Genomic DNA, 25,099 nt, shown 5'->3' on the forward strand with positions numbered 1-25,099 from the left:
TTCAGGGCGCCAGGCGGAAACGCTGCCAGTGGCCGTCGCGGCGCTCGTAGCGGATGCGGTCGTGGAGGCGGCTGGGCTGTCCCTGCCAGAACTCGATCATCTCCGGCACCACCCGGTAGCCCCCCCAGTGGATGGGGCGGGGGATCGTCTGACCCTCGTAGGCCTGCTCGAAGCGCTGCTCGCGTTCCTCCAGCCAGGTCCGGTCGGGAATCACCACGCTCTGGGTGGCGACCCAGGCACCCAGCTGGCTGGCGCGCGGCCGGCTGGCGAAATAGTCGTTGGACTCCGCCTCGCTGACCAGTTCCACCGCGCCCTCGACGCGCACCTGCCGGGACAGTGATGGCCACCAGAAGACCAGGGCGGCATGGGGCACGTTGGCCAGTTCGCTGCCCTTGTGGCTGTGGTAGTTGGAATAGAAGACCAGGCCTCGCTCGTCGGTCCCCTTGAGCAGCACCACCCGGGCATGGGGCAGTCCCTGGCTGTCCACGGTGGCCAGCGTCATGGCATTGCCATCGTCGCCCTCGGCCTCCAGGGCCAGGGCCAGCCACTCTCGGAACAGCTCGGTGGGCCGGTCGGGCATCCGGGATTCCTCCAGGCGCCCGCCTTCATAGTCGCGCCGGATATCGGCGATATCGCGTGTCATGGCGTTCTCCTCGAATTCACTCTCATGGTCGCCGCTTGTCGGGTCGACCTCAACACCCGCTACGGGTCGGCCAGGGGATATTTATCGCTAAGCTTATGGTGTCCGGCCCTGCCGGTCGCCCGGCGGGTCGGCGAGACAAGCCTGATATGTCTCGTGCCCCCGCCGCCGGGGGCCGCCGAAATGGCACTGACGGTGAAGACGTCCGGGGCCATTTCGGCGGCCCCATGATGGCTCACTGCCGCAGCTGGCGGCTGCGGAAGCGGGCATAGCCCATGCAGCCGGTGAACAGGGCCAGGGACACCAGCGACTCGAGGATGCCGCGGGGCGCCTGACCGGGCAGGGTGGCGACCATCACGCCCTGGGTGAAGTAGAGCAGGCTGACGAAGGCCAGCCAGGCATGCCCCCGGGCGCGACGCGCCAGGATCGACGGCAGGAACAGCAGCAGGGGCAGGACGAAGGCCACCAGGGGGCCGACGGAGCTGCCGTCACTGTCCACGGCCAGGCCACGGTAGACCATCATCATCAGCAGCAGCGCATAGCTGACCACCACCAGCTTGCGGGACCCGGCCGTGAGGTGATCGAGGCCGCGACGGGCCTCGAGATCTTCCAGCCACTGTCTCATGAGCGCTCTCCGGGCCGGTGGGCGAGGGCCAGGGCGAGCCGCGCGAGGCGCTTGCCCTGGGCGAAGGCGAGCTGACGCTCCTGATCGTCCAGCGGGCGATCGCTGCGCTTGCCGGCCACGTGGCTGGCCCCGTAGGGGGTACCGCCGGCGCGGGTCTCCATCAGCTCGATCTCGCTGTACGGCAGTCCGGCATAGACCATGCCGTGGTGCAGCAGCGGCAGCAGCATGGAGATCAGGGTGGTCTCCTGGCCGCCGTGAAGACTCGAGGTGGAGGTGAAGGCGGTGGCCGGCTTGTCCACCAGGGTGCCGCCCAGCCAGAGCTCGCTGGTGGAGTCGACGAAGTGCTTGAGCGGCGCGGCCATGTTGCCGAATCGCGTCGGGCTGCCCAGGGCCAGCGCCGCACAGTGACGCAGGTCGTCGAGGCTGGCGTAGACCGCTCCCTCGGCGGGGATCTCGGGGTCGACGGCCTCGCAGGTGGGGGAGACCGGGGGCACGGTACGCAGCCGCGCCTCGATGCCGCGGCAGGACTCGACGCCGGCGGCCAGGCGCTCGGCCATGGCGCGGGTGGCGCCATGCCGCGAGTAATAGAGGATCAGGACATAGGGCAAGGGCACGGACATGGGGCTTCCTGGTACGGGAGAGGACGGATCAGTCGAGCAGGGCGAGGACGTCTTCCGGAGGGCGTCCGATCACGGCACGGCTCCCGTCGTCGGCAATCGGCCGCTGCATCACCCGCGGGTGGGCGACGATGGCCTGCACGACCTGATCCGGATCCCGGGGATCGGCGCCGAGGGCCTTCCACTCGGCCTCGTTGGTGCGCACCAGGGCCTGACCGTCGGCATCCAGCCGCGCCATCAGGGAGCGCAGCTCCTTCTCGTCGAGGGGGTCGTCGAGGTAGCGACGGACCTGGACATCGACGCCGCGCTCTTCCAGCAGGGCCAGGGCCTGGCGTGACTTGGAGCAGCGCGGATTATGCAGGAGGGTGATCATGACGCAGGGTCCTTGTGGTCGGGTCGTGATGAACGCGGCTCATTGTAGGCCGTGCTCGAGCGCCGCCACAACCGGGGGTGGGGGCGGTTGTCAGTCGTCTCGCCGGCGATGGGGAAGGGTACGTTCGATGGCCCCGAGGAGCGACATGATCACCAGGGCCAGCCCGGTGACCATGGCCGCCAGGGCGAAGTTGTTGACCCCGGCGGCGATGCCGATGGCGCCGGCCAGCCAGATCGAGGCCCCCGTGGTGATCCCGTGGACACTGGAGCCGCTGCGGATGATGCTGCCGGCACCGAGGAAGCCGATACCGCCGATCACGCCCTCGATGATCCGGGTCGGGTCGATACGTGCCGAGGGATCCCCCTCGGCGGTGGCGAACAGGATCTGCAGGCCGACGATCAGGAAGGCGGCGGCCCCCAGGGCGACCAGCATGTGCGAACGCAGCCCCGCCGGCTTGCCGCGCAGCTCCCGCTCGAGGCCCAGCACCATGGCCAGGCCCGCCGCGACGGAGAGGCGGGTCAGCATGTCCAGCAGGCCGATTTCGGCATCCATGGGGCGCTCCTTGGCGGCGCTTTACAGATCAAGATAGTGCCTGAGGCAGGTCGTGAAATAATTATACCGTTATCGTGCATACCAGCCATCGCCAGCCGACCTCTCACCAGCTCAATCGAGGCGTCGATAGGTCCAGACGTCGCGTCCATCGGCGAGTCGAACGCGCACCCGTCGATAGCGGATGCCCAATCGCTCGTAGCGGTCGAGGCGCCTGAGCTCCTCGGCATTCACTCGCAGCAGCAGGCCCTCGACGCTGGCGCCGTCGGCGGGGACCAGGTCCAGCCCCTCGCGGCGATAGCCGGCGAGGCTGATCGGCTCGGGGTCACCGACGCGGCCATAGACCAGCCAGCGGATCGGCGCATGGCGCAGGGTGCCGTAGACGAACAGCTGGTGTACCCCCGGGGACACCGGCGCCAGGTGCTCGGGACGCTCATAGGTCCAGGGGCTGAGCAGGGTCAGCCACAGCCAGCCGGCGAGGGCGACCGGCGAGGCAATCAGGCAAACGGCGATCAAGCGGCGCGGCATGGGGGAACTCATGATGGGATCCGGGCAGTCGGGCCATCCTGACATGCCGGGGGCCGGGACTTAAGCCCCCCGGCGCGCTTTGCTAGGATGGCAACCAGATCATCTGCGACGGAGGTGTCCCATGACCCAGTCCCGCCATGACGACCTGGACTTTCGGGCCCTCGTCGGGGAAGTGCGACCGCTGCGTCGCGGCACGGACCGGGCCGATGCCGGCCGGCGTCATGCCGGCCCGAGCGAGGCGCAACTCGCCCGTCGCGAGAGTGCCGCCGGCGGCGACGAGGGGTGCGACATGCTCTCCGACGACTTCGTCGACCTGGTGCCGCCCTTCGATCCGCTGGCCTTCCGCCGCGACGGCATCCAGCAGGGGGTGATGGACCGCCTGCGCCATGGCGGCTATCCGGTACAGGCCAGCCTCCACCTGCTCCGTCGCCCCCTCGAGGAATGCCGCCGGGCGTTGCCGGCGTTCCTGCGCGAGGCCTGGGAGCATGACCTGCGCTCGGTGCTGATCATCCACGGGCGGGGGCGCGAGATCGACAGCCCGCCCAATGTGCTGCGCTCCTACCTGGCCAAGTGGCTGCCGACCTTCGACGAGGTACAGGCCTTCGCCTCGGCGGGCCAGGCCGACGGTGGCCTGGGGGCCACCTGGGTGATGCTGCGCAAGAGCGAGCGCGCCCGGGCCGCCAACCGCGAGCGACAGCAGAAGCGGCGCGGCTGAGGCGGGCGTGACAACGACGACGCCGGCCCTCGTGGCCGGCGTCGTCATCGGTGGTGCGGGGACTGCGGATCAGGCCATGGCCCGATCCGCCTCAGTCTTTCCCGGCTTACGCTGGCGCCGACGGAACAGCGGTTCCGGATCGTCGACGCCGGGCTGGTAGCTCAGGCTGAAGGTATCCAGGGCCTTCAGGGCCACCTCGACCTCCTGGTCCTCGCGCAGCGAGAAGGCGTCGAAGCCGCAGCGCGACATGTAGAACAGCTGGTCGATCAGCACATCCCCCACGGCGCGGATCTGACCCGTGTAGCCATGGCGCTCCCTCAGCAGCCGGGCGATGCTGTAGCCACGGCCGTCGGTGAACCTGGGGAAGTCGATGGCGACCAGTGGGGCGGCCTCGAGCTCCTCGGCCAGCGCCGCAGTCATCTCGGTGTCGCTGGCCAGCCAGGGCGCGATGTCCGGGCCCTGCTGGGAGGCCTGCCAGGCCTCCAGCGGCACGATGGCGGGCTGGCCCTCGGGGCACGCCTCGGCGGACTCGCAGAGAACCCACTCGTCACTCACCACACGACGCTCGACGATCAGGGGACGGCTGGAGGTCTGCTCAGGCATAGACACGCTCCTTGAAGGGTTTGAGGCCGATGCGGCGATAGGTGTCGAGGAAGGTCTCGTCGGCGGTGCGCTCGCCGACGTAGACCTGCAGCAGCTTGTCGATCACGCTGGGCACATCCTCGCGGTAGAAGGACGGGCCGAGGATCTTGCCCAGGGAGGCGCCGTTGCCCTGGCTGCCACCCAGCGAGATCTGGTAGTACTCCTCGCCCTTCTTGTCGACGCCGAGGATGCCGATGTGACCGACATGGTGGTGGCCGCAGGCGTTCATGCAGCCGGAGATGTTGAGCTCCAGCGGGCCCAGGTCATAGAGGAAGTCGAGATCCTCGAAGCGTTCCTGGATGGCGTGGGCGACCGGGATCGACTTGGCGTTGGCCAGGCCGCAATAGTCACCGCCGGGGCAGCAGATCAGGTCGGCGAGGGTGCCCACGGTGGGGTTGGCCATGCCGAGGGCCTCGAGGCGCTGCCAGAGGGCCTCGAGGCGATCCACCGGGACGTCGGTCAGCACCAGGTTCTGCTCGTGGGTGACCCGCAGCTCGCCGTAGCCGAACTCGTCGGCCAGGTCGGCGATCGCGGTCATCTGCTCGGAGGTGACATCGCCCGGCGAGTGCTCGCGGCGCTTCAGCGACAGGGTCACGGCCTTGTAGCCGGGGACCTTGTGGTCGGTGACGTTGTTGGTGACGAAGCGGGCGAAGGCGCGGTTCTCGGCGCGCAGGCGCTCGTAGGCCTCGACGGATTCCTCGCTCACCTCGCGACGCTCGGGGTCGACGAAATGCTCGGCCACCGCCGCCACGGCCTCCTCGTTGAGAGTCTGGGAGCCATCCTTGAGGTGCGCCCATTCCGCCTCGACGCGGCGACGGAATTCCTCGATGCCCAGCGCCTTGACCAGGATCTTGATGCGTGCCTTGAACTTGTTGTCGCGGCGGCCGAACTGGTTGTAGACCCGCAGGATCGCTTCCAGGTAGGTCAGCAGGTGCTGCCAGGGCAGGTCCTCGCGGACCACGTCGCCGATCATCGGCGTGCGACCCAGGCCGCCACCGGCCAGGACCTTCACGCGCACCTCGCCGGCGTCGTCACGCCACAGCCGCAGGCCCACGTCGTGGACCAGTATGGCGGCGCGATCCTCCTCGGCCCCGGTCACGGCGATCTTGAACTTGCGCGGCAGATAGGCGAACTCGGGGTGGAAGGTCGACCACTGGCGGATCAGCTCGCACCAGGCGCGCGGATCGACGTCCTCGTCGGCGGCGACGCCGGAGAACTGGTCGGTGGTGGTATTGCGGATGTCGTTGCCGCTGGTCTGGATGGCGTGCATCTGCACGCTGGCGAGTTCCGCCAGCATGTCCGGCACGTCCTCGAGCTTCGGCCAGTTCAGCTGGAGGTTGGTGCGGGTGGTGAAATGGCCGTAGCCCCGATCATAGCGCGCCGCGATCTCGCCCAGCTTGCGCAGCTGGTAGGAGGCCAGCATCCCGTAGGGGATGGCGATGCGCAGCATCGGCGCATAGCGCTGGATATAGAGACCGTTCTGCACGCGAAGCGGCAGAAACTCCTCGTCGCTGATCTTGCCCTCGAGGTAGCGACGCATCTGGTCGCGGAACTGGGCGACGCGCTCGTCGACCAGGGTCTGATCATGGGTGTCGTAACGGTACATTCAGCGCTTACCTGCAACTTGGAAGTGGCGGAGCTTGACGCCCACCTTAATGGGTCGGGGTTATTCTATAAAAGAATAAATCTTCATACTTTATATTCGAAATGGAATGAGCCGCGGCACCTGACGGGGCGACCCGATCGTCGCCTGCCGCCGGCTCCCGCCATCATATCGCGAGCCTCAGCCAACGGCGTCGCTGCCAGATCATCACGAACCAGGCGGAGTTCAGGCAGCGATAGCCGAGCTGGACCCACCAGATGCCCACCAGGCCGTAGCCCAGCTGAACGCCCACCCACCAGGCCAGCGGCAGGAACACCAGCCACTGCAGGGTCAGGGTGGTGGTCATTACCGTACGATTCGCGCCGGCCCCGAGCAAGGCCTGGGCGAACACCAGGGCCGCGGCATCGAGCACGATCATCACGGCGGTGAGCTGCAGCGGCACCCGCCCCATGGCGCTGAGGGCCGGCTCGTGGAGAAACAGCGCGAGCACCGCCTCGGGGAACAGGACCATCGGCAGGGCGATCAGCGCCAGACACAACCAGGCCAGGCGCACCACGTCCCAGCCCCAGCGGTGGGCAGCGCGAGGGTCCTGGCGCCCCAGCGACTCGCCGACCAGGCTCATCGCCGCCATGCCCAGTCCCACCCCGGGCAGGATCAGCAGCAGCGATAGATTCACCAGCACATGGCCGACCGCCACACTGGCGGTACCGACCTGCCCGAGGATCCAGAACAGCACGGCATAGCCCGCCGCGAACCAGATCTGCTGGAACGAGTGGGGCGCGGCCAGGCGCAGGGTGGTGACCAGGGTCCGGGGGTAGGGCCGCCCCGCCAGGAAGCCGCTAGCGGTGGCACGGCGAAGGCTCAGCGCCGCCCAGATGGCGAGTCCCGCATACAGCGAGAGGCTGGTGCCGGCCCCGGCGCCGGCGGCGCCCATGGCGGGGAGGCCCAGCCAGCCGAAGATCAGCAGCACGCTGGCCACCACGTTGACCAGGTGCATGACCAGGATGATGCGCAGGTACACGCCGGTCTGCTGGATGCCGTTCCAGTAGCCGCGGAAGCAGAAGATCATCGCCACCGGCACCAGCGACACCACGCGCCAGCGAAAGTAGGCGACGGCCTCGGCATTCACCAGCGGGTCCTGGTTGATCAGCGCCAGCAGCCGCGGCGCCTGCCAAAGGCACAGCAGGGTCAGGGGCAGGGCGACGGCCAGGGCGATCGCGAGCCCGGCGTTGAGGGCCTGGGCGCGCCGCCCCCAGTCCCCCTCGCCGTGGCGACGCGCGGTCTGGGCCTGGACGCCGGACGACAGGCCGAACACCACGGCGGTGATCAGGAAGATCGCGTAGCCGCCGATGCCCACGCCGGCCAGGGGCACCTCGCCCAGCGAGCCCACCAGCGCCGCGTCGATCAGGTTGAGCAGGCTCTGGCTGAGCATGCCGCCGATGATCGGCAGGGCGAGGCGCAGGATGGTCCGGCGACGGGGGGACTCAGGCAGCATGGCAGCGTCCGTCGCAACCGGGGCCGCCCCCCCGCAGGGGGGCCGTCGCGTCACGCCGCACCATCAGCTGGGGTCGTAGGACAGCACCGGCGCCAGCCAGCGTTCCAGGTCGGCGAGCGACATGCCCTTGCGGCTGGCCAGCACCTCGACCTGGTCGCGGGTGATCCTGCCGGTGGAGAAGTACTTCGACTGGGGGTGGGCGAAGTACCAGCCGGAGACCGCCGCGGCGGGCCACATGGCGAAGCTCTCGGTGAGCTCGAGGCCGGCGTGGGTCTCGGCGTCGAGCAGACGGAAGAGGGCGGCCTTCTCGGTATGGTCCGGACAGGCCGGATAGCCCGGCGCGGGGCGGATCCCCTGGTACTTCTCGGCGATCAGCGCCTCGTTGTCGAGCGTCTCGTCGGGCACGTAGCCCCAGAACTCCTTGCGGACCCGCTCGTGCATGTGCTCGGCGAAGGCCTCGGCGAGCCGGTCGGCCAGCGCCTGGACCATGATGGCGTTGTAGTCGTCGCCGGCGGCCTTGTAGCGGTTGGCGAGTTCCTCGACGCCGTGCCCGGTGGTCACCGCGAAGCCGCCGATCCAGTCGGGCTTGCCGCTGGCCTTGGGCGCGACGAAGTCGGCCAGGCTGTAGCAGACCCCCTCGCGGTTCCTGGTGGTCTGCTGGCGGATATGGTGCAGCCGCTCGACCACCTCGACACGGGACTCGTCGGCATAGACCTCGATGACGTCGTCATCGACGCTGTTGGCGGGCCACAGGCCGATCACGCCGCGGGCCTGGATCAGGCGCTCGTCGATCATCCGCGCCAGCATCGCCTGGGCGTCGGCGAACAGGCTACGCGCCGCCTCGCCGACCTTGTCGTCGTCGAGGATACTGGGGTACTTGCCGGCCAGCTGCCAGCTCATGAAGAAGGGCGTCCAGTCGATGCGCTCGACCACCCGGGTCAGGTCGTAGTCATCGAAGACCTCGAGGCCCTCGAGGGCCGGCCGCGGCGGGGTATAGGCCTTCCAGTCGATGGCCGGCTTGTGGCGACGCGCCTCGGCATAGCCGATCTCCGCGGCCTTGGGGCGACGCCTGGCGTTGCGCTCGCGGACGGTCTGGTACTCGGCGCGAATCTCGGCCACGTAGGCCTCCTTGAGCCCCGGCGAGAGCAGCTTGCCCGCCACCCCCACGGCCCGCGAGGCATCGGTGACATAGATCACCGGGTGCTCGTAGCCCGGCTCGATCTTGACCGCGGTGTGGGCCTTGGAGGTGGTCGCCCCGCCGATCAGCAGCGGCAGCGTGAAGCCCTGGCGCTGCATCTCCTTGGCGACATGCACCATCTCGTCCAGCGAGGGGGTGATCAGCCCCGACAGGCCGATGATGTCGGCGTTCTGGTCGCGGGCGGTCTGCAGGATCTTCTCGGCCGGCACCATCACGCCGAGGTCGATCACCTCGTAGTTGTTGCACTGCAGGACCACGCCGACGATGTTCTTGCCGATGTCGTGGACGTCGCCCTTGACGGTGGCCATGACGATCTTGCCCTTGGCCTGGGTGTCCTCGCTCTTCTCCGCCTCGATGTAGGGGATCAGGTAGGCCACCGCCTGCTTCATGACCCGCGCCGACTTGACCACCTGGGGCAGGAACATCTTGCCGGCGCCGAACAGGTCGCCGACCACGTTCATGCCGTCCATCAGCGGGCCCTCGATCACCTCGATGGGGCGCGTGGCCCGCTGGCGGGCCAGTTCGGTGTCGTCCTCGATATAGGCGGTGATGCCCTTGACCAGGGCATGCTCGATGCGCTTCTCGACCTCCCAGCTGCGCCACTCGAGGTCCTCCTTCCTGGCGCCGCCGCTGCCATCGCCCTTGTACTCGTCGGCGATCTCCAGCAGCCGCTCGGTGCTGTCGCCGCGGCGGTTGAGCACCACGTCCTCGACGGCCTCGCGCAGCGCCTCGGGCAGGTCGTCATAGACCGCCAGCTGGCCGGCGTTGACGATGCCCATGGTCAGGCCGGCGCGGATGGCATGGTAGAGGAACACCGAGTGGATGGCCTCGCGCACCGGGTTGTTGCCGCGGAACGAGAAGGAGACGTTGGACACCCCGCCGGAGACCATGGCGTGGGGCAGGTGCTCGCGGATCCAGCGGGTGGCCTCGATGAAGTCGACGGCGTAGTTGTCGTGTTCCTCGATGCCGGTGGCGATGGCGAAGATGTTGGGGTCGAAGATGATGTCTTCCGGGGGGAAGCCGATCTCGTCCACCATCAGCCGATAGGCGCGCTGGCAGATCTCGGTCTTGCGCGCGAAGGTATCGGCCTGGCCCTGCTCGTCGAAGGCCATCACCACCACCGCGGCGCCGTAGCGCCGGCACTTGGTGGCCTGCTCGCGGAAGGCGTCCTCGCCTTCCTTCAGCGAGATGGAGTTGACCACCGCCTTGCCCTGGATGCACTTGAGGCCGGCCTCGATGATCTCCCACTTGGAGGAGTCGACCATGATCGGCACCCGGGCGATGTCCGGTTCCCCGGCGATCAGGTTGAGGAAGCGCACCATGGCCTCCTCGGACTCGAGCATGCCCTCGTCCATGTTGATGTCGATGACCTGGGCGCCGTTCTCCACCTGCTCGAGGGCCACCTCGAGGGCGGTGGTGAAGTCCTCTTCCTTGATCAGCCGCTTGAAGCGGGCCGAGCCGGTGACGTTGGTGCGCTCGCCGACGTTGACGAACAGCGAGTCGTGCTCGATGTTGAACGGCTCGAGGCCCGACAGGCGGCAGGCCAGGGGCCGCTGCGGCAGCGGCCGCGGGGCGAGCTCGCGGATCGCCCGGTGGATGGCGGCGATATGCTCGGGCGTCGAGCCGCAACACCCGCCGATGATATTGACCAGGCCGCTCTGCGCGAACTCGGCGACGATGGCCGCCATCTCCTCGGGGGTCTGGTCGTATTCGCCGAACTCGTTGGGCAGGCCGGCATTGGGGTGGGCCGAGACGAAGGTGTCCGCCTTCTTGGCCAGCTCCTCGACGTAGGGCCGCAGCTCCTCGGCGCCCAGGGCACAGTTCAGGCCCACCGACAGCGGCCGGGCATGGCGCACCGAGTTCCAGAAGGCCTCGGTGGTCTGGCCGGACAGGGTGCGTCCCGAGGCGTCGGTGATGGTCCCGGAGATCATCACCGGCAGCCGTTCGCCGCGGGCCTCGAAGAGCTCCTCGAGGGCGTAGATCGCGGCCTTGGCGTTCAGGGTGTCGAAGATCGTCTCGATCAGGATCAGGTCGCTGCCGCCCTCGATCAGCGCCTCGGCGGCCTCGCGGTAGTTGTCGCGCAGTTCGTCGAAGGTGACGTTGCGCTTGGCGGGGTCGTTGACGTCCGGGGACAGCGAGGCCGTGCGCGAGGTCGGCCCCAGCACCCCGGCGACGTAGCGGGGCACGCCGGTCTCCTCGGCCACGGCGTCGCAGGCCGCGCGCGCCAGCCGCGCCGATTCGCGGTTGAGCTCGGGGACCAGCGCCTCCATGCCGTAGTCGGCCTGGGACAGTCGCGTGCTGTTGAAGGTATTGGTCTCGACGATGTCGGCCCCGGCCAGCAGATAGTCCCGATGGATGCGCGCCACCAGGTCCGGGCAGGTCAGCGCCAGCAGGTCGTTGTTGCCCTTGAGATCGCTGGGCCAGTCCGCAAAGCGCTCGCCGCGAAACTCCTCCTCGGACAGTGCCGCGTTCTGCAGCATGGTGCCCATGCCTCCGTCCAGCATCAGGATATGCTGGCCGAGGCGTTCGGTAAGCGTGGTGGTCAGGGGAGTCGGGACGGCAGCCATGGGTCGGGTCAATCTCCAGCGTGAAGGCGTCGGGGCGCATCGACGGCGCGGCGCCTGAGGCGTCTTGTCATATGAGGCGGCCGTCGAGAGTCGGCGGGGCTTGGGCCCCGTCCGAGCAAGCCGCTATGGTAGCAAAAGCCGGCGTGCGGCGGCAGGGGGCTGTAACGGGGCGGGCGGTAAAACCCAGCAAATCACTCGGGATTGTCTCGCGCTGGCCTCTCGCTTACCATGGGCCCATCACCTCATTGCGGCCTTTGGCCGCGGCGGTCGGCACCGCGGCGGCCCGGCGCGAACAGCGAGAGCATCATGAGCGACAGCATCCAGATTACCGACAGTGCCCAGGACTACCTCGCCGAACTGCTGGCCAAGCAGAACGTCGAGGGCATCGCCGTGCGCATCTTCATCACCCAGCCCGGCACGCCCTATGCCGAGACCTGCCTGGCCTACTGCCGGCCCGGCGAGGAGGAGCCCAGCGACGAGCGCCTCGAGCTCGACAAGATCGCGGTCTACCTGGACAAGCACAGCCTGCCGTTCCTCGAGGAGGCGGTGGTCGATTTCAATGCCGACCGCATGGGCGGCCAGCTGACCATCAAGGCGCCCAACGCCAAGATGCCCAAGGTCAATGCCGACAGCCCGCTGGCCGACCGCGTCAACTACGTGCTCTACAGCGAGATCAACCCGGGGCTGGCGGCCCACGGCGGCGAGATCAAGCTGGTCGAGCTCACCGAGGAACAGGTGGCCGTGCTGGCCTTCGGCGGCGGCTGCCAGGGCTGCGCCGCGGTGGACCTGACCCTCAAGGAAGGCGTCGAGAAGACCCTGATGGAACGCATCCCGGAGCTGGCCGGCATCCGCGACGTCACCGACCATACCGACACCAGCAACGCCTATTACCGCTAGCCAGCCAGCACTGCCTCAGGTCTCGGCAGCGCCTTCCTTCTCGGGCCCCGCATCGTCGGGGCCCGCGCCGTTTCCGGGCGTGTCGCTCAGCCGCTCGCGGCTCTCGCGGATCGTCTCCAGCGACGACCAGAGGCGATCCTCGAGCTGTTTCTCCAGTCCCTCCACGCGCGACTGGCGCGAGGCCAGGGCCGCCTGACTGTCCTCCAGCCGGGCCTCGAGACGGACCCGTTCCTGATCCAGGCTGGTGCGGACGGTCTCGGCCTCGCGGCGCGCCGACTCCTCGCCGCGTCGCCGTTTCTCTTCCGTCTGTAGCGCCTCGCGCAGCGACTGCTGCTCCGCCTGCGCCGCCTCGAGGCGTTTCTCCAGGCGCTCGACACGCGACGCATGGGCCTTCTCGGCGGCCTGCCGTTCCTGCCGAGCCTCGTCGACCAGGCCCATCAGGCGGGCCTCGGCGGCCTCGTGGCGCTGCTCTTCCTGAGCCAGGCGCTGCTGCTGGGTCGCCTCCTGGTCGTCCAGCGCCCGGCGATGGGCCTGCGCCTGGCGCTCGAGTTCGCCCTGCAATTGGTCCAGTCGTGTCTCGAGGCGGCCGCGGATCTCGCGCTGGCGGGCCTCGGCGGCCTGCAGGGCGGCGTGGTCGGCCTGCAGGCGCGCCAACTCGGCGGTCTGCTCGGTAAGCCGCTGCTCGGTGCGCGTCAGATGCGCGGAGAGGGCGGTCTCGCGCTGCTCGGCATCCTCGGCGCGGCGCTCGGCGGCGGCGACACTCTGCAGGGCCTCGGCCACCTTGTCGTCGGCCTCGCGCCGATAGTGGGCGAGGGCCTCGTTGGCCGCTTCCTGGGCCTGTTGCCAGAGCGTCTCGGCAAGCTCCTGCAGGGCGGCCGGCATGCCCCGTGGCGGGGGCACGTCACGGTTCTCCTCGCGACGCTTGCGCCATTCCCTCAGGTGCTCGCTGATGGTGGTGAAGCTGCCGGTGCCCAGCGCCTCGCGGATCTTCTGCACGCTGGGCGCCTCGCCCCTGGCCATCAGGGTGTCGATCGCCCGCTGCACATCCTCGTACTGCACCCCGCTGCGTGCCATGCCGTTCTCCTTGCTGCCCTTTCGCCGCCCTTGGGCGATGCCGATGCGCGCAGCATACCCCGGCGGGGTGGGAAAATGAAGAGAATTACATATTACGTACTACGTAATTTACATTATTTTATTGGCGGAAAAAGCAAGATTACGCGGCTTATCTTGATTTTCTGGGTCACCACGGGGACACTGCACCCAGCCGTCATACGCGGTATGGCACAGGGAAGGGAGAGGGATGTCGGAGACCGTCATGGGGCAGGAGGTGGTGCGCGGGCTGTACGAGATGGCGCCTGCCGGGCCGCTCACGCCACGCGCCCAGGGCGCCAGCCATATCGCGGCCGGCGACGATATCGAGGCGGTGGGGTTGTGGCTCGCCGAGTACCGGGCCAGCCCCAATACCCGGCGCGCCTATCGTCGCGAGGCCGAGCGGCTGCTGCTGTGGCTGGCGACCCAGGACCTGGGGCTCGCCGAGCTGCGCCGCGACCACCTCGACGCCTTCGAGGCCTTCCTCGGCGACCCGCAGCCCCGGGAACGCTGGGTGGGGGCGACGCGGCCGCGTCGCGACCCTCGCTGGCGTCCGTTCCGCGGCCCGCTGTCACCCGCCAGCCGTCGCCAGAGCCTGGTCATCCTGCAGGGGCTGTTCGCCTGGCTGGCCGAGGCGGGCTGGATCGCCCACAACCCCTTCCGGCTGATGCGCGACAAGCGGCGTCGCCTGGACAATCGCCAGTCACGGATCGAGCGCTACCTGGAACGCCCCCTGTGGGACTGGCTGTGGGGGTGGCTGACCCGCCAGCCACCGCAAGGCGCCTCGCCACGACGCCACTTCGAGTGCGCGCGCCGCCGGCTGGTGTTCGGCTTCGCCTACCTGCTGGCCCCGCGCATCTCGGAGATGGCGGCGGCCCGCATGAGCGACTTCCAGCGGCGCGAGGGGCGCTGGTGGTGGGACGTGGTGGGGAAGGGCGGCAAGGCGGCGCGCATCCCGGTACCGCCGGACATGATGCGCCTGCTGGGCGACTGGCGAGGCCACCTCGGCCTCGTCCCCGAGCCCGGCCCGGACGAGGCGACGCCGCTGCTGCGGGGGCTGGACGGTCGCCGCGGCCTGGGCGAGAACCGGCTGTACCGGCTGATGCGCGGCGTCTTCGACGAGGCGGCAGGGGCCCTGGCGAGCGAGCTCGGCGAGGCGGCGACGCGGGAGGTGGCCCAACTGCGCCGGGCCACGCCCCACTGGCTTCGCCACACGGCCCTGACCCACCAGGCCCAGGCCGGGGTCGAGCTGCGCTACCTGGCCGAGACGGCGCGCCATTCCCGGCTCGACACCACGGCCCGCTACCTGCATGCCGAGGACGCGGAGTGGCATCGCCAGCAGTCCCGCCACGGGCTGTCGGACGGCGGCTCAGCCGAGCAAGCTGGCGAGGGGGCGGACGAGGCCGGCCCCCGGACGTTATAATCGCGACCATCACATCGAGGAGTTCCCATGAGCACAGAGACCACCGCCGAACAGGCCCAGCAGGAACTGCTGGACGAGTTCGAGATGTTCGACAACTGGATGGATCGCTACCAGTACATCATCGACATGGGCAAGCAGCTGCCGGCCTTTCCCGACGAGTGGAAGGTCGCGGAGCTGAAGATCCAGGGCTGCCAGTCCAATGTCTGGATGCGCCACGCGCGGGAGGGCGAGCGCCTGCACTTCCAGGCGATCTCCGATGCGGCCATCGTCTCGGGGCTGATCGCCGTGCTGATGCGCATCTACAACGACCGGCGCCCCGAGGACATCCGTGCCACCAGCCCGCACTTCCTCACCGACCTGGGCCTCGACAAGCACCTGTCGCCGACCCGCAGCAACGGCCTGAACGCCATGCTGGAGCGGATCTACCGCGTGGCCGGGCAGGAAGCGGCCTCGGCCTGACGGGCCCCGGTCGCGGCGTGGCGACGCCGGTGCTCCCGGGCCAGGATGGCCTCGGCATCCAGGTCGGCGATGGGCGCATCGTGGCGCGTCGGCACCTCCCCGGCGAGCTGCAGGGCGTAGTAGCGCCCGCAGCAGACGCGCAGGAAGGAGGCGAAGTTATCGACGTCGCGCCCCGACTCGATCCATTCCCGGGACAGCCGGGTGAGCAGCTGGCTCAGCCCCAGGTCGTCGCGCCGGCCGATCTCCTCGAGCACGCCCCAGAAGAACCCCTCGAGGCGCACGCTGGTGCTCACCCCGTCGAGGCGCATGGAGCGGGTCTGCGACTCCCACAGGGCGGGGTCGGCGCCGGTGAATAGCTTGCACATGATCCCGATCTCCTTGGCGGCATGGTTCTGGCGCACCGCACGAGGTGCCAGGCGACAGCATGCCGCCTGGCAGGGGGATCGGCAAGCCGGGCCTCAGGCGTGGTCGATGCGGGTGCCGAGCCGCTCGAGGAACTGGGCGAGCCAGGCGGGATGGGCCGGCCAGGCCGGCGCGGTGACCAGGTTGCCGTCGGTCACTGCAGCGTCCACGGCGATATCGGCATAGTGGCCCCCCGCGAGTTCCACCTCGGGGCGACAGGCCGGATAGGCGGAGCAGCGGCGTCCCTCGAGCACCCGGGCGGCGGCGAGCAGCTGGGCGCCATGGCAGACGGCCGCCACCGGCTTGTCCGCCGTGAAGAAGTGGCGCACGATCTCGATCACCCGGCCATCGAGCCGCAGATACTCCGGCGCTCGCCCGCCGGGAATCACCAGGCCATCGTAGGTGGCCGGGTCGACCTCCGCGAAGCTGGCATTCAGGGCGAAGCGATGGCCCGGTTTCTCGGTGTAGGTCTGGTCGCCCTCGAAGTCGTGGATCGCCGTGGCCACGGTATCGCCGGGGCGCTTGTCGGGGCAGACCGCATCGACGCTGTGTCCCACGGCCTGGAGGGCCTGGAAGGGGACCATGGTCTCGTAGTCCTCGGCGAAATCGCCGCAGAGCATCAGGATTCGCTTGCCGGACATGGCGGTTCTCCTCTTGGCATTGCGCGGAGAGGTCAGTCTGGCACGGGCGCTCGCGGGGCGGGTGGTAGCCCGCTACTACACCCGGGGCTAGGTCCGTTCGCCCCGGCAGCGGAAGTGCTCGTCGAGCTCGGGGTCGTCATGGCACAGCGCCTCGCTGGGCCCGCCCGGGACGGGGTCGATTCCCCCGGGGCAGCCCGGGTGGCAGCGCAGCAGCCGACGCAGCGCCAGCCAGCCGCCACGGCCCGGGCCGTGCACCCGGATGGCCTCCATGGCGTAGTGCGAACAGCTCGGCCAGTAGCGGCAGCGCGGGCCGAGCAGCGGGCTCAGCACCAGCTGATAGCCCCGGACCAGGCCGATCAGCGCCCGGCCGAGCCAGCGCCTCGCGCCGCGGTCGTGCCGTGCCGTCATGGGCTCAGCGCGGCGTCCCGGCGCCGTAGAGGGTGACGGGGTCGACCAGCGGGTCGCTGGTCACCCGCGCCTGGTCGCCCTCGAGGGCCACGTAGAAGCAGCTGCGTCGGCCGCTGTGGCAGGCCGGCCCCGTCTGGTCGACCTGCAGCAGCAGGGTATCGCCATCGCAATCCAGGGCCGCGGCCCGCAGCAGCTGCTGCTGGCCGGACGACTCCCCCTTGCGCCACAACTTGCCACGCGAGCGCGACCAGTAGCAGACCCGACCGCTGCGCAGGGTCTCCTCCAGGGCCTCGCGGTTCATCCAGGCCATCATCAGCACCTCGCCGCTGTCATGCTGCTGGGCGATGGCCGGGATCAGCCCCTCGGCATTGAAGCGGATGGCGGCGAGGATCTCGGGCAGCGGCTGGCGGCTGTCACGGGCGGCGCCTTCCAGCGCCTTGAAGGTATCGGACATGCGGTCTCCGGCAATCACGGTCAGAGGGCCTCGGCGGCCGAGCGGCAGGTATCGCACTGGCCGAGCAGCTCGATGGTCTGGCGCTGGACGGCGAAGCCCAGCTCCCGGGCCCGCGCGCCCAACTGCTCGTTGATGTCATCCAGGTGCAGCTCCTCGACGCGGCCGCAGTCGCGGCAGATCAGCAACTGGAAGCCGTGAGCATGCTCGGGACAGGGGCAGGCGACATAGGCGTTGAGCGACTCGATGCGGTGAACCAGGCCCTGGTCGATCAGGAACTCCAGGGCGCGATACACCGTCGGCGGCCGTGCCGCGGCATGTTCCGTGGCCAGGCGGTCCAGCAGGTCGTAGGCCTTGAGGCCGCCGCGGGTGTCCGCGATCATCTGCAGCACCCGCTGGCGGATGGGGGTGAAGCGCACGCCGCGGCGACGGCACTGTCGCTCGGCCTGGTGCATCAGGGCGCGGGAATCGGTCATGCTGGCCATGCGGGTCTTGGGATGAAGGCCACATTCTACGCGCCACGCCCCGAGGGAGCCAGCCACCGCGCCGTTGCCCTCAGCCGGAGGACAGGCCGGGCAGTCGCCTGGCCCCCGCCAGCCAGCCCCGCGGCCAGTCGTGAGCGGCCAGCCGGGCATCCTCGGCATGCTCTCCGTCATATGCCACCACCAGCTCCGCGAGGATATGCCGCTCGGCCTGCTTCTGGGCGAGCATGCCGAGCAGCAGTGGCTGCAGGAAGGGGGTGGCATTGACCTCCTCGAGATGCGTCGCCACCCGCACCGCGTGCTCGGCTCGGGCCTCGGCCAGCTTCAGCGCGCGGAGCGCCTGGCCGCGACCGGCGATCAGCCCGGAGGCCGCAGCTGCCTGCCTGCCAGGCGCCGTCGGGGGCACGGCACGCGAGGCTGGCGGGGCAAGCTCACGGGCGGAGCGGAGGATTTCCGTCAGGCGCCGTTCGCACTCGATGCCCAGGGTCGCCATCAGGCGGCTGATACCCCGACCGAAGGGCAGGAAGCGGAAGGCCAGGCAGCGATAGTGGCCCATCTCCTGGCATTCGTGATCGCCGGCCAGGGCCAGGAGCTCGCCGGGCAGCAGGACGGCGGGGAATTCGCGGGGATGGGGGGGTGACATGAGGCGGCCTCCCGTGGCTGCGACGTGATTATTATGGGAGGCAAGGGTAGAGGGCTGGGGAGCGGGGCACCTTGACCGAGGTCAGGTTTACCCCGCGACAGCCGGATGAGGCTTCAATTTCATGCTTGGGTATGAAGAGGCTGGCGATCCACGCGGCGTTCCGCTCAGGCGCTGGTGACGGCCACCGGCGGAGCCTCGGTGCTGGCGAGTTCGCTGCGGCGGGCGAAGTGGCGCTGGGCGAAGGCGACCCGTTCCTCGATGCCGATGCCCTCGGGCTGCCGCTCGATCAGGTCGAGCCGCGGACGAAGCCCCTCGCCGTTGGCCATCTGGATCGCCAGGCCGGGGCGCGCATTGAGCTCGAGCAGCATGGGGCCATGGTCACGATCCAGCACCATGTCGGTGCCCAGGTAGCCCAGCGAGGTCATCTCGTAACAGCCCGCCGCGAGCAGCAGCAGGGGCTGCCAGCCCGGGATGCACAGGCTGGCCAGCTCGTGGCCGGTGTCCGGATGGTCATGACGCGCCCGGTCGAACTGGACCCCGCGGATGGCGGTGCCGGTGGCGATGTCGATCCCCACGCCCACCGCCCCCTGGTGGAGGTTGGCCTTGCCGTCCGAGGCGGCGGTGGACAGCCGCATCATGGCCATCACCGGGTAGCCCTTGAAGACGATGACCCGGATGTCGGGCACCCCCTCGTAGGTGTACTCGCCGAAGGTCTCGTCGAAGTTGATCAGCGACTCGATCAGCGCCACGTCCGGCGAGCCGCCCAGGGAGTACAGGCCGGACAGGATGTTGGAGGCATGCCGCTCCACGTCCTCGAGGGACAGTCGCGTGCCGCTGGGCTTGATGTAATCGCCGCCGTCGACCCGCTCGACGACCAGGATCCCCTTGCCGCCGCTGCCCTTGGCCGGCTTGATCACGAAGCCGGCGTGTCCGCTGAGCATCTCGCGGATATGCTTGACGCCGAACTGAGTGGTCACCGTGCCGATCAGCGCCGGCGTGGTGATCGCATGCTGCTGGGCCAGCAGCTTGGTCTGCAGCTTGTCGTCGACCAGTGGGTACAGGCGCCGGTCGTTGTAGCGACCGATATAGCGGATGTTGCGGCGGTTCATGCCGATGATGCCCTTGGCCTTCAGGCGGCCGGGAGAGGTCCACATGGCGTCAGTCCTCCGTCACCGGCTTGAAGCGGCGCAGCTCGAGCAGTCGATAGCCGGTGTAGTTGCCCAGCAGCAGGATCAACGCCATCAGGATCAGCTGTACCCCCAGGAAGTTGAAGGTGATATGCCGAATCCAGGGGTTGTTCATGGCCAGGTAGGCCAGCACCGCGGTGAGCATGCTGCCGCCGCCCTGGATCAGCACCTCCTTGGGGCCTTCCTCCTCCCAGAGGATCGACATGCGCTCGATCGTCCAGGACAGGATGATCATCGGGAAGAAGGTGATCTGCAGCCCCGCATTCAGCCCGAAGCGGTAGGACAGCACCGAGAACAGCGAGATGATGGCGATGACCGTGATGATCACCGCCGTGACTCGCGCCACCAGCAACAGGTTCAGGTAGGACAGGTAGTTGCGGATCACCAGCCCCACCGCGACGACCAGCAGGAAGCCGATCAGCCCGGTCACCAGGGTGGTCTGGATGAAGGCCAGGGCGATCAGCACCGGCATGAAGGTGCCCGAGGTCTTGATGCCCACCAGGACGCGCAGCAGGACCACCACCAGGGCGCCGATCGGCAGCAGCAGGATCGTCTGGAACAGCGCCTGTTCTTCCAGGGGCAGGCTATGGATCGAGAAGTTCAGCAGCGTGTCCGAGCCCCTGGCCAGCTGGTTGCGCACGGCCGCCGCGGCGGGCTGGTTGCGGGACAGCATGGAGAAGGTCACCCGCGAGTTGGAGCCCCCCTGGACCTCCAGTACCGACTGGCCCGAGGCCTCCCACAGCAGCAGGTTGTCCGGCCGGCCCTGGCTACCGTCGACGGGGTTGAACAGCGCCCGCCGGTCGTCGTCATAGACCTGGATCCAGGACGTCAGGCTCTGGCGGCGGCGACCGTGATCGAGCATCAGTCCGTTGACCTCTCGGGCCGCCACGCCGGCCTGATTGAGCAACCGCACCAGCAGCGGCACGCGATCGAACTGGGTCAGCAGCAGGCGGGTGTTCTCGCTCTGGCGCTCGTCGGTGAAATCGCCGATCAGTTCCCGGGCGAAGGTGAGCGGGTCGGAGCTGCGCGACCAGGCGCGTTCGATGACCTCGCTGGCCGCGGTGTCATAGGGACGCTCCCAGACCACCGCCGGCAGGGGCTCCGGCGTCGGCCGGTCGGCATCCCGTGCCTGGGGGGCGACCAGCAACTGGGCGCTGTAGTAGAGCTGCTGGCTACCGCGCGCCTCACGGATCGACCACTGGGCGCGACGGCTGCCGTTCTCCTCGAGGAAGGTCAGCCCGTAACCCGGCGAGGCGGTATGCTCGGTGAGCACGCGATAGCCATCCTGGGTGGAGGGCAGGGCCATCTCCACCTTGGCGGGGCCGCCGTCGGCGCGGAAGTTGACCTGGGCCTCGATCTCCCACACCTGGCGCTGTTCACCAGGCGTCCAGGGCACTTCGAATTCGACGTGGCGATGCACGCTCATGCCGATACCGATGACGATCAGGAGGGCGACGACCAGGTAGAAGGGCAGTCGGGACATTACATCTTCCTTGGGGATCAGGGGGAGGCGGAGCCGGAGTCCTGCTCGGCATCACCGTCGGGTGCGTTGGCGCCGTCGTCCGTTGCCGGGCCATTGTCGGGAAAGCTGGGGCGCTCGTGGACATGCTCCTGGGCCACGTCGACCACGGCGATGTCCATCAGGAAGCGACGGCCCAGCAACACGGGATAGTCGAGGGGAATGCGATCGGTCAGGGTGAACTCGACGGTCTCGCGGATCGATCCCAGGGTCATCAGCAGGCTGATGACCGGGCGTGACTGCTCGCCGTTGGCCTGGACGACCCGCACGCGGCGTTCCACCGGGGCCTCGATCCAGTCATCGCGCACGGCGTCGACCACACCATCCTCGTCGTTCAGGCCCAGCTTGAAGCGGACCCAGTCCTCGCCGTCACGCTCGAAGGGGGTGATCTCGGCGGCAGACAGCGACGAGGTGTTGGCGCCGGAATCGATGCGCGCCTCGAGGTAGGTGCCGACGCCGGGGAGGCCGATCCATTCGGTGCGACCCAGCAGTGTCTTGTTGGCCAGGCGCTCATCGCCGGCCGGGCAGTCGGCGACCGACGGCGAGTCGGCGGCGTCGGCGCTCAGGCCCGCGACATCTCCGCTCAGGCCGCGCAGCAGGCTGCCCACTTCGCGGACATCGCTGGTCAGCCGCTGCTGCTGCTGGCGATGCTGGGCGAGCATCTCCCGGGCATCGCAGCGTGCCGACAGGGTCTCCTCGAGGCGGTCGATGCGCGCCTCGAAGGCCGGCGGGGTCAGGGGCTCGGGGGGTTCGGGGCGATCCGCAGGCACGAGCGCACATCCCCCAAGCCACGTCAGTCCGAGAAGAGACAACATCAACGGGGGGCGTAACGGCATGTCGGAAGCGTCCTTTGTGCAGACCGAGGAATCGAACGCCGGGACGTTCGAGCGAATAAACGAATGCGGCGATGATAAGGAGGCGGGCCGCGACTGTCCACGGTGAGCTGTCATGCAAGCCCCGGGCCCAAGGCGAGTGAGGGGCCAATGGCGACAGGTGGGCATGGGCCCACCACTGATTTAACATAATATATATTCTACGAAGTCACGGCGCATGGCGCTGCCGGCCACTATACCTCAGTCGCCTCGGCACGGGTTGGCGTATCGCATGGTGGCGTCCGGGCAACTGGGCTAGGATGTTTGGACATGTCCGTCACGAGAAACAGAAAATGTACAAGAATAGGCGCCGACCCTGGACATGGCTCGCCCCGCTGGCCGTCCTGTCGCTCGTGATCGGTTGCCGCAGCGTGGATGTCGAGCACTACGCCGGCACCACTCCCCGGCTCGATATCGCCGCTTACTTCGCTGGCGAGACCCGGGCCTGGGGCATGGTCCAGGATTACAAGGGTGAGGTGCAGCGACGCTTCACCGTCACCATCGATGGCCGACTCGACGGCGATACCCTGATCCTGGACGAGCGCTTCGCCTATGCGGATGGCGAGGCCGATCGTCGGGTCTGGCGCTTCGAGCGTGCCGGCGAGAACCGCTGGCGCGGCCGCGCCGATGATGTCGAGGGCATCGTCGAGGCCCGGCAAGCCGGCCATGTCTTTCATATGCGTTACCCGCTGCAGGTCCACGTGGAGGATCGGGACATCACCTTCACCATGGATGACTGGATGTACCTGCAGCCCGATGGGCGACTGATCAACCGAACGGCCATGAAGAAGTTCGGCGTGACCCTGGCGGAGATCACCATCGTGTTCGGCACGATGGATCGCTGAGCCCGACGGGCCGCGAGAGCCTCGGGCAGCGGTCGTGCTCCCTGGACGAGATGCGCGAATCGGCCGCCGGCAAGGCGGCGATGCCAGGCCCCTGCCAGCGACCCGGGCGCGAACGCCCTCCTCGCCACGCAATTCGCGAGAGTCGCCGGCCCGGGAACCTGCCCCCCGTGCCGGCGGCCCTCCCGGCAATGGACCACCCTGGCCGGCATTGCCGCGGCCAGCAAGGCGGTTTCGCTCGGGACTACGCCCCAAGACATCGACGGGTGCGCGTGCCCGGGCAAGGGGCGCGATGACTCACGCCATCCTCGCGTGACGACGGGTGCCGGCGTTGCCCGCGACGCTCGGCAGCTGCGGTACGCAAAGCGGGTCATCGGGCCGGTGGATATGGCGTGGGCCGGGGTGGTCCTGATCGTGAATCAAATTGAACATAATTGACGTTATGATCAAATTGACTCATTCACAGGGCCATCCACTGCCTCGCCATGCCTGTCGGGTTGCCTGCGGTGCGGCGCCACCACCGGATCATCGCGCCGGACGAAAAAATCCGTAAAATGATCATGTTAGGCGTCTCGGTGGGCCATGCACGCCCAGGCGTTCCTGCCACAGCGAATGACAAGGACCGACACCATGAGCGGGTTCCATCAGGACGATCGCGACAGCGACGGGCGTCTCGCCCCGGCCCCCCCTCCGGACGCCGCCGGGCCGGCCGACGGTCGCAAGCCCACGCCGCGTCACCGCCCGCACCTGCCTGCCGGCCACCGGGATCGCCCCGGCGCCATCGATGCCTCGCGTCCCGTGATGCGTGTCAGCCACGCGCCCATTCCCCGGCTCGAGAATCCCGCCCACGTCCATTTGCAGACGCAGAACTCCCCGTCCGGTGCCCGTGGCAAGCTCTACCTGCTCAACCACATGGCTCGCCTGTTCGGCGCCGAGGACTACGAACATCTCGTCTGGCACGACCTGCGGGCACCGGTGGTCCACTTCATCCTCGCTCACCTGCGGGATGCGGGCTACAAGGCGAGCACCCGCAACGCCTACCTGGCCGCCTTGAAAGGCACCGCGAAGGAATCCTGGGCGATGGAGGTCATGTCGCCCGACACCTTCGAGAGGATTCGGGCGATCCGGCCGGCCAGCAATCCCAGGAAGCCCAAGGGCCGTGCCCACGATATCGCGACGCTGCGTGGCCTGATCCGGGCGGCGGCCTCCGATGGTACCCCGACCGCCAGGCGCAATGCGCTGATCATCACCTTCATGGCCTCCCTGGGCATTCGCCGGGAGGAAGTCACCCGGATACGGGTGCCCCGGGATATCGATTTCCGGACCCAGGAGATCCATATTCACGGGAAGGGCAACAAGGAGCGCCTGGTGGTGCCGCCGGAGCCGGTCTGGCGGGCGCTGCTCGATTACCTGGAGACCGAGCGCGGCTATGACAGCGGCGCCCTCTTCTGCCCCTACTGGAACAACCGCGCGACCCCTGTCATCGGCGAGAACGGCCTGACGCTGGGCGTGATCAACTACGTGCTGGGCAAGGCGAGACGGCGCTGTGCCGAGCTGCTGGGCGAAGCGGTCACGCCGCATGACCTGCGTCGCAGCTTCGCCACCTTCATGCACGAACAGGGCATGTCGATACGCGAGCTGCAGGTGCTGCTCGGCCATGCCAACTCGGCGACCACCGAGGCCTACGTGCGGGACGAGAAGGACGCCTACCGCCACAAGGCCGCCGAGCTGGCCAAGGGCCTGTTCTAGCCGCCCCGTCCGGACACGACAAGGCCCCGGGCCAGTAGCCCGGGGCCTTGGATCACACCGCCTGGTGGCTTAGAGCGGCGTCTCGTCGTCCGGCTCGTTGGCCGGCGCGTAGGAGCCGTCCTCACGATGCACTTCCTTGCCGGTCAGGCCGGGCGTGAACACGCAGGCCAGGTGCATGGTCTTGCTGGCCCGCAGCAGGTGCTCGTCGTGCTGGTCGAGAATGTAGATGTCACCCGGCTTGATCGGCCAGATCTTGCCGTCGGCCAGGGTCTCGACCTCGCCTTCCCCTTCCATGCAGAACACCGCCTCGAAGTGGTGCTTGTAGTGGATATGGGTCTCGGTGCCCTCGTAGATCCGCGTGATATGAAAGGAGCAGTTGCCGCCGTCGTCGGCCAGCGACAGGCGCGTGCTGTCCCAGTTGCCGTTCTCGGCCCTGACCAGGCGGTCCCCTTGGCGTGCTTCCTCGAGATTGCGAACGATCAT

General features: G+C 68.6%; 27 protein-coding genes. 6 read left to right on the top strand and 21 right to left on the bottom strand.

Going from position 1 to position 25,099, the window contains the following annotated elements; genetic code table 11:
- Position 1: 1 nt before the first annotated feature.
- The 6 genes from pdxH to QWY76_RS03715 all read right to left on the bottom strand — a co-directional run bounded on the left by pdxH (position 2) and on the right by QWY76_RS03715 (position 3,344).
- Positions 2-643: a pyridoxamine 5'-phosphate oxidase gene (gene pdxH / locus QWY76_RS03690; protein ID WP_290309754.1), complete on the bottom strand. Its 642-nt coding sequence runs from the start codon at positions 641-643 to the stop codon at positions 2-4.
- A 232-nt stretch (positions 644-875) separates the two neighbouring features.
- A complete protein-coding gene (locus tag QWY76_RS03695) occupies positions 876-1,265 on the bottom strand; it encodes a DUF2069 domain-containing protein (protein ID WP_290309755.1) in 390 nt (129 codons plus the stop codon).
- Positions 1,262-1,885, bottom strand: coding sequence for an NAD(P)H:quinone oxidoreductase (gene wrbA / locus QWY76_RS03700; protein WP_290309756.1), 624 nt, complete (start codon positions 1,883-1,885; stop codon positions 1,262-1,264). Before wrbA ends, QWY76_RS03695 begins: the two co-directional genes overlap by 4 nt.
- A gap of 28 nt (positions 1,886-1,913) precedes the next feature.
- Positions 1,914-2,255: an arsenate reductase (glutaredoxin) gene (gene arsC / locus QWY76_RS03705; protein WP_290309757.1), complete on the bottom strand. Its 342-nt coding sequence runs from the start codon at positions 2,253-2,255 to the stop codon at positions 1,914-1,916.
- Between the two features lie 90 nt (positions 2,256-2,345).
- A complete protein-coding gene (locus tag QWY76_RS03710) occupies positions 2,346-2,807 on the bottom strand; it encodes an MgtC/SapB family protein (protein ID WP_290309758.1) in 462 nt (153 codons plus the stop codon).
- Positions 2,808-2,918: 111 nt separating this feature from the next.
- Positions 2,919-3,344, bottom strand: a complete 426-nt coding sequence (locus QWY76_RS03715; RefSeq protein WP_290309759.1) for a gamma-glutamylcyclotransferase family protein — start codon at positions 3,342-3,344, stop codon at positions 2,919-2,921.
- Between the two features lie 109 nt (positions 3,345-3,453).
- On the opposite strand from QWY76_RS03715, the gene smrA reads away from it, so the two are divergent.
- Complete coding sequence (smrA, locus tag QWY76_RS03720; RefSeq protein ID WP_290309760.1) at positions 3,454-4,047, top strand: DNA endonuclease SmrA; 594 nt, start codon at positions 3,454-3,456, stop codon at positions 4,045-4,047.
- Between the two features lie 69 nt (positions 4,048-4,116).
- On the opposite strand, the gene QWY76_RS03725 is transcribed toward smrA, so the two are convergent.
- The 4 genes from QWY76_RS03725 to metH form a co-directional block, all read right to left on the bottom strand.
- Entirely contained in the window at positions 4,117-4,650 is a 534-nt protein-coding gene (locus tag QWY76_RS03725) for a DUF934 domain-containing protein (RefSeq protein WP_290309761.1), read from the bottom strand.
- Positions 4,643-6,295: a nitrite/sulfite reductase gene (locus tag QWY76_RS03730; protein ID WP_290309762.1), complete on the bottom strand. Its 1,653-nt coding sequence runs from the start codon at positions 6,293-6,295 to the stop codon at positions 4,643-4,645. The genes QWY76_RS03725 and QWY76_RS03730 overlap by 8 nt, the downstream gene beginning before the upstream one ends.
- 163 nt (positions 6,296-6,458) lie before the next feature.
- Complete coding sequence (locus tag QWY76_RS03735; protein ID WP_290309763.1) at positions 6,459-7,787, bottom strand: MATE family efflux transporter; 1,329 nt, start codon at positions 7,785-7,787, stop codon at positions 6,459-6,461.
- Between the two features lie 63 nt (positions 7,788-7,850).
- On the bottom strand, positions 7,851-11,552 hold the full coding sequence (gene metH, locus QWY76_RS03740) for a methionine synthase (protein WP_290309764.1): 3,702 nt from the start codon (positions 11,550-11,552) through the stop codon (positions 7,851-7,853).
- Positions 11,553-11,858: 306 nt separating this feature from the next.
- Between metH and nfuA the strand changes: the two genes are divergently transcribed.
- Positions 11,859-12,449, top strand: coding sequence for a Fe-S biogenesis protein NfuA (nfuA, locus tag QWY76_RS03745; RefSeq protein ID WP_290309765.1), 591 nt, complete (start codon positions 11,859-11,861; stop codon positions 12,447-12,449).
- Between the two features lie 15 nt (positions 12,450-12,464).
- On the opposite strand, the gene QWY76_RS03750 is transcribed toward nfuA, so the two are convergent.
- Complete coding sequence (locus QWY76_RS03750) at positions 12,465-13,523, bottom strand: DNA-binding protein (RefSeq protein WP_290309766.1); 1,059 nt, start codon at positions 13,521-13,523, stop codon at positions 12,465-12,467.
- A gap of 226 nt (positions 13,524-13,749) precedes the next feature.
- Here QWY76_RS03750 and QWY76_RS03755 point away from each other — a divergent pair, with 226 nt between their 5' ends.
- Both QWY76_RS03755 and QWY76_RS03760 read left to right on the top strand, forming a co-directional pair.
- Complete coding sequence (locus QWY76_RS03755; protein WP_290309767.1) at positions 13,750-14,961, top strand: tyrosine-type recombinase/integrase; 1,212 nt, start codon at positions 13,750-13,752, stop codon at positions 14,959-14,961.
- Positions 14,962-14,988: 27 nt separating this feature from the next.
- A complete protein-coding gene (locus tag QWY76_RS03760; protein ID WP_290309768.1) occupies positions 14,989-15,420 on the top strand; it encodes a SufE family protein in 432 nt (143 codons plus the stop codon).
- Here QWY76_RS03760 and QWY76_RS03765 read toward each other — a convergent pair.
- From QWY76_RS03765 to QWY76_RS03805, 9 genes are all read right to left on the bottom strand, one after another.
- On the bottom strand, positions 15,384-15,785 hold the full coding sequence (locus tag QWY76_RS03765) for a ribbon-helix-helix domain-containing protein (RefSeq protein WP_290309769.1): 402 nt from the start codon (positions 15,783-15,785) through the stop codon (positions 15,384-15,386). The genes QWY76_RS03760 and QWY76_RS03765 overlap by 37 nt on opposite strands.
- Before the next feature lie 93 nt (positions 15,786-15,878).
- Positions 15,879-16,463, bottom strand: a complete 585-nt coding sequence (locus tag QWY76_RS03770; RefSeq protein WP_290309770.1) for a DJ-1/PfpI family protein — start codon at positions 16,461-16,463, stop codon at positions 15,879-15,881.
- 87 nt (positions 16,464-16,550) lie between these two features.
- Positions 16,551-16,871, bottom strand: a complete 321-nt coding sequence (gene yidD / locus QWY76_RS03775) for a membrane protein insertion efficiency factor YidD (RefSeq protein WP_290309771.1) — start codon at positions 16,869-16,871, stop codon at positions 16,551-16,553.
- A gap of 4 nt (positions 16,872-16,875) precedes the next feature.
- Entirely contained in the window at positions 16,876-17,325 is a 450-nt protein-coding gene (hisI, locus tag QWY76_RS03780) for a phosphoribosyl-AMP cyclohydrolase (protein WP_290309772.1), read from the bottom strand.
- 20 nt (positions 17,326-17,345) lie between these two features.
- The gene (locus QWY76_RS03785; RefSeq protein WP_290309773.1) at positions 17,346-17,798 is read right to left on the bottom strand and encodes a Fur family transcriptional regulator; all 453 of its coding nucleotides are present in this window, start codon (positions 17,796-17,798) and stop codon (positions 17,346-17,348) included.
- A gap of 79 nt (positions 17,799-17,877) precedes the next feature.
- A complete protein-coding gene (locus QWY76_RS03790) occupies positions 17,878-18,447 on the bottom strand; it encodes a hypothetical protein (RefSeq protein ID WP_290309774.1) in 570 nt (189 codons plus the stop codon).
- A gap of 164 nt (positions 18,448-18,611) precedes the next feature.
- Positions 18,612-19,601 (bottom strand): alpha-L-glutamate ligase-like protein, encoded by a 990-nt coding sequence (locus QWY76_RS03795; RefSeq protein WP_290309775.1) that lies wholly within the window; start codon positions 19,599-19,601, stop codon positions 18,612-18,614.
- A gap of 4 nt (positions 19,602-19,605) precedes the next feature.
- A complete protein-coding gene (locus QWY76_RS03800) occupies positions 19,606-21,117 on the bottom strand; it encodes an inactive transglutaminase family protein (RefSeq protein ID WP_290309776.1) in 1,512 nt (503 codons plus the stop codon).
- Between the two features lie 17 nt (positions 21,118-21,134).
- Positions 21,135-21,923, bottom strand: a complete 789-nt coding sequence (locus tag QWY76_RS03805; RefSeq protein WP_435388941.1) for an ATP-dependent zinc protease family protein — start codon at positions 21,921-21,923, stop codon at positions 21,135-21,137.
- Positions 21,924-22,318: 395 nt separating this feature from the next.
- Here QWY76_RS03805 and QWY76_RS03810 point away from each other — a divergent pair, with 395 nt between their 5' ends.
- Positions 22,319-22,870, top strand: coding sequence for a DUF3833 domain-containing protein (locus QWY76_RS03810; protein ID WP_290309778.1), 552 nt, complete (start codon positions 22,319-22,321; stop codon positions 22,868-22,870).
- A 627-nt stretch (positions 22,871-23,497) separates the two neighbouring features.
- On the top strand, positions 23,498-24,616 hold the full coding sequence (locus tag QWY76_RS03815) for a tyrosine-type recombinase/integrase (protein ID WP_290309779.1): 1,119 nt from the start codon (positions 23,498-23,500) through the stop codon (positions 24,614-24,616).
- Between the two features lie 69 nt (positions 24,617-24,685).
- Here QWY76_RS03815 and QWY76_RS03820 read toward each other — a convergent pair whose 3' ends face one another.
- Positions 24,686-25,099: an ectoine synthase gene (locus QWY76_RS03820; protein ID WP_290309780.1), complete on the bottom strand. Its 414-nt coding sequence runs from the start codon at positions 25,097-25,099 to the stop codon at positions 24,686-24,688.

The sequence above is a fragment of the Halomonas maura genome (assembly GCF_030409305.1).
Taxonomy (GTDB): domain Bacteria; phylum Pseudomonadota; class Gammaproteobacteria; order Pseudomonadales; family Halomonadaceae; genus Halomonas; species Halomonas maura.

Bases quoted from the DNA above. Each gene is read 5' to 3' on its own strand.
- smrA (WP_290309760.1), top strand. From the start codon at position 3,454: ATGACCCAGTCCCGCCATGACGACCTGGACTTTCGGGCCCTCGTCGGG.
- QWY76_RS03755 (WP_290309767.1), top strand. From the start codon at position 13,750: ATGTCGGAGACCGTCATGGGGCAGGAGGTGGTGCGCGGGCTGTACGAG.
- nfuA (WP_290309765.1), top strand. From the start codon at position 11,859: ATGAGCGACAGCATCCAGATTACCGACAGTGCCCAGGACTACCTCGCC.
- pdxH (WP_290309754.1), bottom strand. From the start codon at position 643: ATGACACGCGATATCGCCGATATCCGGCGCGACTATGAAGGCGGGCGC.
- QWY76_RS03695 (WP_290309755.1), bottom strand. From the start codon at position 1,265: ATGAGACAGTGGCTGGAAGATCTCGAGGCCCGTCGCGGCCTCGATCAC.
- QWY76_RS03795 (WP_290309775.1), bottom strand. From the start codon at position 19,601: ATGTGGACCTCTCCCGGCCGCCTGAAGGCCAAGGGCATCATCGGCATG.
- QWY76_RS03820 (WP_290309780.1), bottom strand. From the start codon at position 25,099: ATGATCGTTCGCAATCTCGAGGAAGCACGCCAAGGGGACCGCCTGGTC.
- QWY76_RS03800 (WP_290309776.1), bottom strand. From the start codon at position 21,117: ATGTCCCGACTGCCCTTCTACCTGGTCGTCGCCCTCCTGATCGTCATC.
- arsC (WP_290309757.1), bottom strand. From the start codon at position 2,255: ATGATCACCCTCCTGCATAATCCGCGCTGCTCCAAGTCACGCCAGGCC.
- wrbA (WP_290309756.1), bottom strand. From the start codon at position 1,885: ATGTCCGTGCCCTTGCCCTATGTCCTGATCCTCTATTACTCGCGGCAT.
- QWY76_RS03765 (WP_290309769.1), bottom strand. From the start codon at position 15,785: ATGTGCAAGCTATTCACCGGCGCCGACCCCGCCCTGTGGGAGTCGCAG.
- QWY76_RS03770 (WP_290309770.1), bottom strand. From the start codon at position 16,463: ATGTCCGGCAAGCGAATCCTGATGCTCTGCGGCGATTTCGCCGAGGAC.
- QWY76_RS03735 (WP_290309763.1), bottom strand. From the start codon at position 7,787: ATGCTGCCTGAGTCCCCCCGTCGCCGGACCATCCTGCGCCTCGCCCTG.
- QWY76_RS03725 (WP_290309761.1), bottom strand. From the start codon at position 4,650: ATGCCTGAGCAGACCTCCAGCCGTCCCCTGATCGTCGAGCGTCGTGTG.
- QWY76_RS03730 (WP_290309762.1), bottom strand. From the start codon at position 6,295: ATGTACCGTTACGACACCCATGATCAGACCCTGGTCGACGAGCGCGTC.
- QWY76_RS03715 (WP_290309759.1), bottom strand. From the start codon at position 3,344: ATGAGTTCCCCCATGCCGCGCCGCTTGATCGCCGTTTGCCTGATTGCC.
- QWY76_RS03790 (WP_290309774.1), bottom strand. From the start codon at position 18,447: ATGTCACCCCCCCATCCCCGCGAATTCCCCGCCGTCCTGCTGCCCGGC.
- hisI (WP_290309772.1), bottom strand. From the start codon at position 17,325: ATGTCCGATACCTTCAAGGCGCTGGAAGGCGCCGCCCGTGACAGCCGC.
- yidD (WP_290309771.1), bottom strand. From the start codon at position 16,871: ATGACGGCACGGCACGACCGCGGCGCGAGGCGCTGGCTCGGCCGGGCG.
- QWY76_RS03815 (WP_290309779.1), top strand. From the start codon at position 23,498: ATGAGCGGGTTCCATCAGGACGATCGCGACAGCGACGGGCGTCTCGCC.
- QWY76_RS03760 (WP_290309768.1), top strand. From the start codon at position 14,989: ATGAGCACAGAGACCACCGCCGAACAGGCCCAGCAGGAACTGCTGGAC.
- QWY76_RS03810 (WP_290309778.1), top strand. From the start codon at position 22,319: ATGTACAAGAATAGGCGCCGACCCTGGACATGGCTCGCCCCGCTGGCC.
- QWY76_RS03710 (WP_290309758.1), bottom strand. From the start codon at position 2,807: ATGGATGCCGAAATCGGCCTGCTGGACATGCTGACCCGCCTCTCCGTC.
- QWY76_RS03785 (WP_290309773.1), bottom strand. From the start codon at position 17,798: ATGACCGATTCCCGCGCCCTGATGCACCAGGCCGAGCGACAGTGCCGT.
- QWY76_RS03750 (WP_290309766.1), bottom strand. From the start codon at position 13,523: ATGGCACGCAGCGGGGTGCAGTACGAGGATGTGCAGCGGGCGATCGAC.
- metH (WP_290309764.1), bottom strand. From the start codon at position 11,552: ATGGCTGCCGTCCCGACTCCCCTGACCACCACGCTTACCGAACGCCTC.